Origin of the sequence: Phaeobacter sp. QD34_24 (assembly GCF_028890115.1) — a bacterium.
Taxonomy (GTDB): Bacteria; Pseudomonadota; Alphaproteobacteria; order Rhodobacterales; family Rhodobacteraceae; genus Phycobacter.
Map to the genome: position 1 here is coordinate 102,375 of NZ_JARCJD010000012.1, position 9,988 is coordinate 112,362.

At 63.2% G+C, this 9,988-nt stretch carries 10 protein-coding genes and 1 tRNA gene; 8 read left to right on the forward strand and 3 right to left on the reverse strand.

Annotation, left to right across the window (positions count from 1 at the left end; translation table 11 throughout):
• Nucleotides 1-24 precede the first annotated feature (24 nt).
• Complete coding sequence (gene yghU / locus PXK07_RS11560; RefSeq protein ID WP_274848432.1) at nucleotides 25-900, forward strand: glutathione-dependent disulfide-bond oxidoreductase; 876 nt, start codon at nucleotides 25-27, stop codon at nucleotides 898-900.
• Between the two features lie 406 nt (nucleotides 901-1,306).
• On the opposite strand, the gene PXK07_RS11565 is transcribed toward yghU, so the two are convergent.
• Nucleotides 1,307-1,396 (reverse strand) — tRNA-Ser (locus PXK07_RS11565).
• A gap of 313 nt (nucleotides 1,397-1,709) precedes the next feature.
• On the opposite strand from PXK07_RS11565, the gene PXK07_RS11570 reads away from it, so the two are divergent.
• The 7 genes from PXK07_RS11570 to PXK07_RS11600 all read left to right on the forward strand — a co-directional run bounded on the left by PXK07_RS11570 (nucleotide 1,710) and on the right by PXK07_RS11600 (nucleotide 8,249).
• The gene (locus PXK07_RS11570; protein ID WP_446728376.1) at nucleotides 1,710-2,618 is read left to right on the forward strand and encodes an SPOR domain-containing protein; all 909 of its coding nucleotides are present in this window, start codon (nucleotides 1,710-1,712) and stop codon (nucleotides 2,616-2,618) included.
• A gap of 73 nt (nucleotides 2,619-2,691) precedes the next feature.
• Nucleotides 2,692-3,849, forward strand: coding sequence for a D-alanyl-D-alanine carboxypeptidase family protein (locus tag PXK07_RS11575; RefSeq protein WP_446728375.1), 1,158 nt, complete (start codon nucleotides 2,692-2,694; stop codon nucleotides 3,847-3,849).
• Complete coding sequence (tmk, locus tag PXK07_RS11580) at nucleotides 3,846-4,499, forward strand: dTMP kinase (RefSeq protein ID WP_274848436.1); 654 nt, start codon at nucleotides 3,846-3,848, stop codon at nucleotides 4,497-4,499. Before PXK07_RS11575 ends, tmk begins: the two co-directional genes overlap by 4 nt.
• Complete coding sequence (locus PXK07_RS11585) at nucleotides 4,496-5,614, forward strand: DNA polymerase III subunit delta' (RefSeq protein WP_274848438.1); 1,119 nt, start codon at nucleotides 4,496-4,498, stop codon at nucleotides 5,612-5,614. Before tmk ends, PXK07_RS11585 begins: the two co-directional genes overlap by 4 nt.
• 59 nt (nucleotides 5,615-5,673) lie before the next feature.
• A complete protein-coding gene (locus PXK07_RS11590; RefSeq protein WP_274848439.1) occupies nucleotides 5,674-6,486 on the forward strand; it encodes a TatD family hydrolase in 813 nt (270 codons plus the stop codon).
• The gene (locus PXK07_RS11595) at nucleotides 6,486-7,283 is read left to right on the forward strand and encodes an MBL fold metallo-hydrolase (RefSeq protein ID WP_274848442.1); all 798 of its coding nucleotides are present in this window, start codon (nucleotides 6,486-6,488) and stop codon (nucleotides 7,281-7,283) included. Before PXK07_RS11590 ends, PXK07_RS11595 begins: the two co-directional genes overlap by 1 nt.
• A 33-nt stretch (nucleotides 7,284-7,316) precedes the next feature.
• A complete protein-coding gene (locus PXK07_RS11600; RefSeq protein WP_274848444.1) occupies nucleotides 7,317-8,249 on the forward strand; it encodes an AEC family transporter in 933 nt (310 codons plus the stop codon).
• A 116-nt stretch (nucleotides 8,250-8,365) separates the two neighbouring features.
• Here PXK07_RS11600 and PXK07_RS11605 read toward each other — a convergent pair whose 3' ends face one another.
• Complete coding sequence (locus PXK07_RS11605) at nucleotides 8,366-9,409, reverse strand: hypothetical protein (protein WP_274848446.1); 1,044 nt, start codon at nucleotides 9,407-9,409, stop codon at nucleotides 8,366-8,368.
• Nucleotides 9,410-9,430: 21 nt separating this feature from the next.
• A complete protein-coding gene (locus PXK07_RS11610; RefSeq protein WP_274848447.1) occupies nucleotides 9,431-9,976 on the reverse strand; it encodes a hypothetical protein in 546 nt (181 codons plus the stop codon).
• Between the last annotated feature and the right edge of the window lie 12 nt (nucleotides 9,977-9,988).

Genomic DNA, 9,988 nt, shown 5'->3' on the forward strand with positions numbered 1-9,988 from the left:
CAAAACAGGAACAGGGCCATTCACATGAGCGATACCAGCTATACCCCACCAAAAGTCTGGACATGGGAGCAGGAAAGCGGTGGGCGTTTTGCCTCCATCAACCGTCCCATCTCGGGCGCGACCCACGACAAGGAGCTGCCCGCGGGCAAGCATCCCTTCCAGCTGTATTCCCTGGCAACCCCCAACGGGGTCAAGGTCACGGTGATGTTCGAAGAGCTTCTGGCCAAGGGGCACGAAGGCGCCGAATATGACGCCTGGCTGATCAACATCGGCGAAGGTGATCAGTTCGGCTCGGGCTTTGTCGATATCAATCCGAACTCGAAAATCCCTGCCCTGCTGGATCGCAGCGGTGACACCCCGGTGCGGGTCTTCGAATCGGGATCGATCCTGGTGCATCTGGCCGAGAAATTCGGGGAGTTCCTGCCCGCCTCGGGCCCCGTGCGGACCGAGGTGATGAACTGGCTGTTCTGGCAGATGGGCAGCGCGCCCTACCTGGGCGGCGGCTTTGGCCATTTCTACGCCTATGCACCGGAAAAGTGGCAGTATCCCATCGACCGTTTCGCCATGGAAACCAAGCGCCAGCTTGATGTGCTGGACCGGCAGCTGGCCGAGCACGACTTCATCGCAGGCAAGGATTACACCATCGCCGATATCGCGATCTGGCCCTGGTATGGCCAGCTGGTTCTGGGTCGTCTCTACGATGCGGCGGAGTTCCTGGACGTGGAAAGCTACAAGAATGTCATGCGTTGGGCCAAGGCGATCGACGCCCGCCCCGCCGTCAGCCGCGGCCGCATGGTCAACCGCGCCTTTGGCGAATTGCACACGCAACTGCGTGAACGCCATGATGCCAGCGATTTCGACACCCGCACCCAGGACAAGCTGGAAGCGGGCGACAGCTGACAGGCGCAGAGGGCAAGCCGGGGCACTCCCGCGCCCGCAGTCTCGCCCCGGCCTTTCGGCCGGATCAAGCCTTGGCGGCCTTGGGCCCCGCGCCGCAGCAAGCTGCGGCGCGGGGCCGCCCGGACAGCGGCCCTCTTGCGAAGCGGCAGCGCGCGCTGAAGCGTTTTCCGGTTGATTGGTTTGGCCCTGTGGAGACGACCGCGATCACAGGTCATAATTCGCCTGTTGCTGCCATAAAACATCCCAACGGGACGCGGCAGAAACACCTGAAAAAAGAGCCGTAAACCCTTCTGGACAATGACCCATCGGATCGTGTGCCAGGGAAACGCTTTGGCAAACCCCGGGCTGCCAACAGTGCAGCAGTCCAATCAGGTGGCAGGGCACAGTGTAATTTCGTTTGATGTGGTGGCGGGGAGACAGGGATTCGAACCCTGGGAACGCTCTCACGTTCAACGGTTTTCAAGACCGCCGCATTCGACCACTCTGCCACCTCCCCGGTCCGCAGGCGGTTTAGGCTGCACGCGACCTACGTGCAAGGAAAATCGCGCCCCCGGAAAGCCGCAGAGATGCGAAGCCGCGCAAAAACATGCCAATCACGATGCTTTTGATCCATGGCATCGGCGACAGGGTTTTCATGGCCCCGGACGCAGGCTATCATCACCAAAAAAGCACAACCGCGACCGGCAAACCCGGCACAGGCAGAACGCCAAGATGAGCACAGGCAGGGGAACATCATGACACAGGCCAAGAAAACACGGGCCAAGATGACACGGGCCAAAACGGTTGAAGACACGATCGCTCAGGCCAGGATGACGCGGGCCAAGCCGATCAGCGCCACACCATACCGCGCGGCAGGTGCACGGGCCTGCGTTGCAGCCGTAAGCCTGCTGTTGCTCGCCGCCTGCGAAGACGGCGCGGGCCTGCCCTTCCTGCAGGCAAAGGACAGTTCCGCCGCTGCGGTTCCCGCCTCGAACCGCACCAAGCTGGTGGAACGCGACGTGGAAACTCCCGATGTCTTCCAGGTGACCGAAGCCGGGCTTTGGGATGGCCGCCCCTCGCTTGGCGGTGTCTGGGTGGCGCATCCCGATGCGCAGGATCCCGAGCGGGTGATCATCCGCAACAGCGCCAACGGGAAATTCGTGATCGGCGCCCTGTTCCGGCGCGAGCGCGAGATCCCCGGACCACGCATCCAGGCCTCATCCGACGCGGCCGCCGCCTTGGGCATGCTGGCCGGCGCCCCGGTCGAATTGAACGTTACCGCCCTGCGCCGCGAGGCCGCGCCGGAAGAGGGTGCTCCAGACGCGGTGGACGTGGCCGAGACCGATACGCAAGAGGCCCCGCCCGCGCCCAGTGCCGTTTCGGAAACAGCCCTTGATCCCATTGCAGGCGCAGCGGCGGCAATCGAAGCCTCGGCGCCGCCCCCCGCGCCCCAGGCCACCGCTGCAGCGGCCCCCACCAAGCCGACGAAACAGCGCGTCTCGCCGCTCGACAAACCCTTTATCCAGATCGGCATCTTCAGCGTCGAGGCAAATGCCGAACGCACCGCAGGACAGATGCGCAACGCGGGCATGATTCCGACCGTCTATGAGCAATCCTCCAACGGCAAGCCCTTCTGGCGTGTGCTGGTCGGCCCCGCCTACAGCAAGAGCGAGCGCAGCCAATTGCTGAAAAGCGTCAAGGCCACCGGTTTCTCGGATGCCTACGCTGTGACCAATTGAGCCTGGCAAAGGCCCGGATTGAACTCTGACCCACAAGGATGACACAGCCGTGATCGATCTTGTCAAAACCGCTCTGAAATGCACCGTTTCGGCCGGGGTTTTCCTGGCCCTCGGCACCGTCTCGGCGGCGGCTTTCGATACCAAGGCGCGCGCCGCCTATGTGCTGGACCAGGGCACCGACACGGTGCTTCTGGCCAAGAACGCGGACCAACCGCTACCACCGGCCTCCATGTCCAAGCTGATGACACTTTATGTGGCCTTTGAGGCCCTGCGCGATGGGCGTCTGACCCTGGATGAACGCCTGCCGGTCAGCGAACACGCGATGAGCTACGGCGGCTCCACCATGTTCCTGGACACCACCGACCGGGTGCGGGTCGAGGATCTGATCCGCGGCATCATCGTCCTGTCCGGCAACGATGCCTGCGCGGTGATCGCAGAAGCGCTGAGCCCCGATGGCACCGAGGCCGGTTTTGCCCGCTACATGACCAAACGCGCCGCCGAACTGGGGATGGTGAACGCCAGCTTTGCCAATTCCAACGGCTGGCCAGCAGCAGGCCACCGGATGTCGATGCGCGACCTCGGCATACTCGCCGAACGGCTGATCGAGGATTTCCCGCAGTATTATCCCCTGTTTTCCGAACGGTCCTTTGAGTTCGACGGGCGCGCGCCCTCCAATACGCGCAACCGCAACCCGCTTTTGTCGCTGGGCATCGGCGCCGACGGCTTGAAGACCGGCCACACCAGCGAAGCAGGCTACGGCCTGGTCGGCTCTGCCAAACAGGGCGAGCGGCGGGTGATCTTCGTGATCACCGGGTTGGACAGCACCAAGGCCCGCGCAGAGGAGGCCGAGGCCCTGGTTAACTGGTCGTTTCGCCAATTTACCCAAAAAACCATCGCCAAGGCCGGTGTCCCGGTTGCCGAAGCCGAGGTCTGGCGTGGAGCTGAACGATCGGTAGGCCTGGTGCCCGCCGAAGACCTGACGATCCTGCTCCCGGCCCTGACCGGCAAGGACGTCAACGCCGAGATCGTCTACACCGGCCCGATTGACGCCCCGATCGAGAAAGGCCAAAAGCTGGCGGAACTTGTGCTGCAGCCGGACGAGCTGCCCGAGGTGCGCCTGCCGCTGGTGGCAGAGCGGGACGTTGCCGCAGGCGGCTTTCCGGTGCGGGTGAAAACCGCCGCACAGGTGCTGATCAAACGCTTCTTGAGCGGCCCCGAGGAGGCGATGTGACAACCGATACGACCGCTGGCCTGTTCATCACCTTCGAAGGCATCGACGGGTCGGGCAAATCCACGCAATGCAGGCTCCTGGCCGAAGCCTTGCAATCCGCCGGGCATGAGGTGGTGCTGACGCGAGAGCCGGGCGGCTCTGCCGGTGCCGAGGAGATCCGCCGCATGGTGCTGGAGGGCGATCCCGACAAATGGTCCGCCGAGACGGAGATCCTGTTGTTCACCGCCGCCCGCCGCGATCACCTGGAGCGCACCATCGAACCGGCGCTCGCTGCCCGGAAGATCGTGATCTGCGACCGCTTTGCCGACAGCACCCGCATGTATCAGGGCCTGTCGCGCGGTGATCTGCGCGACACCGTGGACCGCTTGCACACCATGATGATCGGCCGCGAACCGGATCTGACCTTTCTGATCGACATGGACCCGGCCAAGGGCCTTGCCCGTGCCAAGGGCCGCCAGGGCACCGAGGAGCGGTTCGAGGATTTCGGCCTCGCGCTACAGGAAAAGATGCGCGCCGGTTTCCTCAGCCTCGCGGAAGAATTCGCAGACCGCTTCTGCGTTCTGGACGGTGATCGCCCGGTGGATGATGTCGCCGCCGATGTGCTGGCCTGCGCGCAAAAACGCCTGTCTCCGGCAGAGGCCCGCGCATGAGCGGCGAAGACGAGCTGCCCCGCGCCGATCAGGCCGCAGGCGCGCCGCATCCGCGCGAGACCCTGCGGATCTTTGGCCAGGAGAAGGCCGAAACGGATTTCCTCACCGCCTTCAATTCCGACCGGCTCCACCATGGCTGGCTGTTGACCGGCCCGCAGGGCGTGGGCAAGGCAACGCTGGCCTGGCGCATTGCGCGCTTCCTGCTGGCAACCCCGCCAGCCGAGGGCGGGCTGTTCGGAGCGCCGCCGCCCGCGACCTCGCTGGACATCAGCCCCGATCATCCGGTCTCCCACCGCATTCACGCGCTGGCAGAGCCGGGCCTGGCGGCGATCACCCGTAGCTACAATGACAAGGGCAAGCTGCGCGATCAGATCGTCGTCGATGACATTCGTGCGCTCAACCGGTTCTTTGGCCTTTCGGCCACCGATGGCGGGCGGCGCGTGGTGATCGTGGATGCGGCGGATGAAATGAACCCGAGTGCCGCCAATGCGCTGTTGAAGATGCTGGAAGAGCCGCCCGCGCGCACCACCATGTTCCTGATCTCGCACCAGCCCTCGCGGCTGTTGCCGACGATCCGCTCGCGCTGCCGCACCCTGCGCCTGGGCCCGCTTTCGGCAGAGGACATGCAGGCCGCACTGGTGCAATCCGGAGCCGATCTGCCGGAAAACCCCGATCACCTTGCGGCGCTGGCTGCGGGATCGGTTGGCGCCGCGCTGCGTCTATTGAACCTCGGCGGTCTCAAGACCTATGGCGAGTTGGTGCAGATCCTCGACTCCCTGCCCCGGCTTGACCGCCAACGCGCCCTTGCCTTGGCGGAAACCGCCGCACAGCGCGGCGGAGCCGAAAAATTCGAACTGCTCCTGACCTTGGTGGAATTTGCCATGGCGCGTCTTGCCCGCACCGGCGCCACCGGCCAGCCCCCCCATCCCGAAGCCGCAACAGGCGAAGCGGCGATGCTGACCAGGCTGGCACCCGATCCGCTGAAAGGGCGAGCCTGGGCGGATCTGTCGGCCGAGGCAACCGCGCGGGCGCGCCACGGGCAGGCGGTGAACCTTGACCCCGCCGCCCTAGTTCTAGATACGGTTTTCAAGATGCAGGATACCGCGTCGCGCTGACCCACCGTTTTGACGGGCTTTACCGGGGGCTGCGGCGCAAGAAGGCGACGAGAGACAGCATGAGCAGCAGCACCCTCCCCCAGATCACCGATAGCCACTGCCATCTGGATTTCCTGGATTTCGACGGAGAGTTGGACCAGGTGATCGCCCGCGCCGCCGAGGCCGGTGTCACCCGCATGGTCACCATATGCACCAAGCTGAAGAACGAACCCGCGGTGCGCGCCATCGCCGAGGCGCATGATCCGGTCTTCTATGCCGCGGGCACCCACCCGATGAGCGCGGCGGATGAGCCGCTGGTCAGTGTTGAAGACTTGGTCGCCCTCGCCAAACACCCGAAATTTGTGGGCATCGGCGAGACAGGTCTTGATTATCACTACACCGCCGACAGTGCCGAGATTCAGCAGACCTCCCTGCGCACCCATATCGCGGCCGCGCGCGAAACCGGCCTGCCGCTGATCATCCATGCCCGCGCCGCCGATGACGATATGGCACGCATCCTGGCGGAAGAGATGCAAAACGGCAGCTATTCTTGCGTCATGCATTGCTTCTCTTCCTCGGCAGAGCTGGCACGGGCCGCGCTGGACCTGGGGTTTTACCTGTCTATGTCTGGCATCGCTGCCTTCCCCAAAAGCCAGGAGCTGCGCGATATCTTTGCCGCCGCCCCCGTGGACCGCATCCTGGTCGAGACCGATGCCCCCTATCTGGCGCCGCCGCCGCACCGGGGCAAGCGCAACGAGCCCGCCTATACGGCCCATACCGCCAGGGTCGGCGCCGAGGCCTTTGGCCTGGACTACGCCGATTTTGCCGCCCGCACCCAGGAGAACTTTGACCGGCTGTTCTGGAAGGTCGCACAACATAAGGCGGCCGCGTGATGGCAGAGCTGCGTTACACAATCCTCGGCAGCGGATCCTCGGGCGGGGTGCCGCGCCTTGGCGGTCATTGGGGTGATTGCGACCCGGACAATCCGCGCAACACAAGGCGGCGCTGCTCGATGCTGGTCGAACGGGATGGCCCCGATGGCACCACGACGGTGCTGATCGACACCTCCCCCGATATGCGCAGCCAGCTGCTGGATGCAAATGTCGGGCGGCTGGATGCCGTGGTCTACACCCATTCCCACGCGGACCACGTGCATGGCATCGACGATCTGCGGATGATCGTCTTCAACATGCGCGCGCGCATCCCTGTCTATGCGGATGGCGATACGCAGAACGCGCTCCTGTCGCGGTTTGGCTATGCCTTCGTGCAGCCCGAAGGCTCCCCCTACCCGCCGATCCTGGATCTGCACAGCATCAATGGTCCGTTCAGCATCAATGGCCCCGGCGGCGAGATCCCCTTCCGCCCCTTCGAGGTCGGTCATGGCTCGATAGACGCGCTTGGCTTTCGGATCGGCGGCCTGGCCTATCTGCCCGATGTGATCGAGATCCCCGACGCCGCCCTGCCAGAGCTTACCGATCTGGACTGCTGGGTTCTGGATGCGCTGCGCCGCACGCCCCACCCCACCCATTTCAGCATGGGCCAGGCGCTGGAGTGGATCGACCGCATGCAGCCTCGCCGCGCGGTTCTGACCAATATGCATATCGACATGGATTACGCCACGGTCGAGGCCGAAACTCCGGATCACATCACCCCTGCCTATGATGGCATGGTGATCCGCGTCCCCCTCTAGGGCCGCCCGCCAGCGCCGCCAAAGGATCCATAGATGCTGCAAAGCCTGATCGACGTCATCCTGCCCGTTTTCCTGGTCGTCGCGGCAGGCTATGCCGCCACGCGCAAAGGCTATTTCACCCAAAGCCACATCGAAGGCCTGATGAAGTTCACCCAGAGCTTTGCCATTCCCTGCCTTCTGTTCCGCGCCATTGCCAATCTGGACCTGAGCAGCAGTTTCGACCCGATCCTGCTGATCAGTTTCTACACCGGCGCCGGCATCTGCTTCCTGATCGGGCTGTTCGGCGCGCGGCTGATCTTCAAACGCGACTGGGAAGACTGCGTCGCCATCGGGTTTTGCTGTCTCTTTTCCAACTCGGTTCTCCTGGGGCTGCCCATCACCGAGCGCGCCTTTGGCCCGGACAACCTGGTTGGCAACTACGCGATCATCGCCTTTCATGCGCCGTTTTGCTACGGCATCGGCATCACGGTGATGGAGATCGTCAAGAACCGCGGCCGGGGCAATGTGCAGATGGCGCGATCTGTCCTGAAAGCCATGTTCAACAACGTGCTGATCCTGGGCATTGCCCTGGGGTTCATCTTCAACCTTGCAGGGCTGACCATCCCCGGCACGATCGATGACGCCCTGCAACTGCTGATCCGCGCCGCCCTCCCGGCCGCCCTGTTTGCCCTTGGCGGCGTGCTGGTGCAATACCGCCCCGAAGGCGATTTGCGCACCATCGCCTTTGTCTGCGTCACCGCCCTGATGGTGCATCCGGCCATTGTCTGGACCCTGGGCAGCACCCTGGGCCTGAAACAGGACCTGTTCCGTTCAGGCGTTCTGAATGCCGCCATGGCGCCGGGGTTCAACGCCTATATCTTTGCCAATATGTACGGGCGGGCCCGCCGCGTTGCGGCCTCTTCGGTGCTGATTGCCACCGGGGCGTCGATCCTGACCGTCTGGTTCTGGCTTGAAGTGCTGATGTAGAGACACCGCCATGCCGGCACCCACCTGTCTGTGCAGGGACGCCCCGTGCCGCAAAGGGGCTTTCGGGACGTCACTGGGATGGGAGTATTGGCGCCTGAACGCTGGGTGATCCCGGTTCAATCGAACATATCAGGGCCGCTTTCAAAGAAATCAGCCCCGCAGGAGCCGACTGTCACGGTCTTGACCGGACCGCCGCGCACCGTCATCCGCATCGCCCCGGTTTCCGGATCCGTCCCTGCAACCTCACCAATGGCATAAAGAACATGGTCTTCGGTCAACAACAGCTTGCCGATGATCTCGACCTGGGGGGTGCCCTTTTCGGGCCAGGTGCCGCCGCTCTTGAAGAACAGTTCGACCGTGAACAGCGAACTCCACTGCGCGGGGATGGTCTTGTCGGTCCAGCTGACGCCGAAATCAAATTCGGTGGTCCCGTCGGCATCCTTCTCATTGGTCTTGATCAGCGCCTCCCCATCCAAGGGCGTGCCCGAGGTCACCTTGTAATGGGTGCCGGTGGGAATGTTCTTGAACCGCACGTCCAGATCCACCGTCGCCGTCTGTTCGCCCTGGTTATAGCGTGCATCCATGATCTGCTGCGGCTTGTTGCCCCGCACCATCTGCACATTGCGTTGGGCGATATTGGCATTGTTGGACATGACACTCGCCAGGCTGTCGATATTGTTGGCGCCTGCCACCGGGTTGCCATGATCGGGTGTCTCGGCAATGGCAATCATGCAATAGTGATCCGATACGTCAGCCGGGATCCAGCGGAAGGGATCCGTCGACGCCCCGATTGCGCCCGCGCCAATGGTGAAATCGGGCCGCTTGTTGTTGGTCGAGGTCCCGAGCTGATTGTCCTCCCACAGGTAGGGGTAAAGCAGGATGTTCGGCTCAGCGTAATACAGGGTCCAATGCCCCGAAAGCTCTGCTTCGGTGTAGTTCTTGCCACGTACATAGAGGTAGTTCGGGCGGCCGATGTTCAGGGCGTTTGGATAGCTTTTGTCGTAGTTGTTGGGATCCGTGAGGATCGACGGATCCTGATAGGGTTCGGAATTCGGAGCAATGATGATGTCGGGGGATTGCGAGGAAGAACTGCGCGGAACGGTGCCATCTTCCCCGATTTTTGCGCGCACGACGATGCCGGGCCAGGTTTCTTCAGCCATGATAGTCTCCTTTCTATGGGGTTAGCCCAGATCGATACGCAGCTTTTCCAGCAAGGTTTGTTTCACCGGACCACCGCCGCCGCCTTCGAGTGAGGACAGCGTGAGGGTGACGGCGCTGTTGGCGGTCAGGGCCTCCGGCCTCTTGATCCAGGTCGCAATGGCGAATTCGGTTTCCCCGGCCTTCGCCGGTTGCGCCGAGACGCTGAAATTGCCGTCGCCCGACATGCTCCGGCGATTGACCGTGAGATCCCCGGTGCTGGACTGGACCGCGATTTCGCTCTCTGCGGGGATATCGCTCCACCGCAGTTCCAGCTCCAGATCAGAGATCCGCGCATCCTGCGTGAAAAGAGCGCCAATGGTGATTGTCGCCGGATCAACCACATCGACATCACCGGTCAGCGACACGACGCTGAAGGTCAGATCGCCCCCTTGTTCTTTGGAAATGGCGAACCCGGTCGATCCGTTCATCGACGAGCCGCCGGAAATGGTGCCCACCGTGGTCTGCAAGGCCGAGGACAGGCCGGTGTGAAATCCGGTCAGGGTCAAGGTCGTGTTTACATCACTCATCCTAAGTCTCCT

What these genes read in the sequence shown, in the direction of transcription:
- yghU (WP_274848432.1), top strand. Translation starts at nt 25, where the DNA reads ATGAGCGATACCAGCTATACCCCACCAAAAGTCTGGACATGGGAGCAG.
- PXK07_RS11570 (WP_446728376.1), top strand. Translation starts at nt 1,710, where the DNA reads ATGACGCGGGCCAAGCCGATCAGCGCCACACCATACCGCGCGGCAGGT.
- PXK07_RS11585 (WP_274848438.1), top strand. Translation starts at nt 4,496, where the DNA reads ATGAGCGGCGAAGACGAGCTGCCCCGCGCCGATCAGGCCGCAGGCGCG.
- PXK07_RS11590 (WP_274848439.1), top strand. Translation starts at nt 5,674, where the DNA reads ATGAGCAGCAGCACCCTCCCCCAGATCACCGATAGCCACTGCCATCTG.
- PXK07_RS11595 (WP_274848442.1), top strand. Translation starts at nt 6,486, where the DNA reads ATGGCAGAGCTGCGTTACACAATCCTCGGCAGCGGATCCTCGGGCGGG.
- PXK07_RS11600 (WP_274848444.1), top strand. Translation starts at nt 7,317, where the DNA reads ATGCTGCAAAGCCTGATCGACGTCATCCTGCCCGTTTTCCTGGTCGTC.
- PXK07_RS11605 (WP_274848446.1), bottom strand. Translation starts at nt 9,409, where the DNA reads ATGGCTGAAGAAACCTGGCCCGGCATCGTCGTGCGCGCAAAAATCGGG.
- PXK07_RS11610 (WP_274848447.1), bottom strand. Translation starts at nt 9,976, where the DNA reads ATGAGTGATGTAAACACGACCTTGACCCTGACCGGATTTCACACCGGC.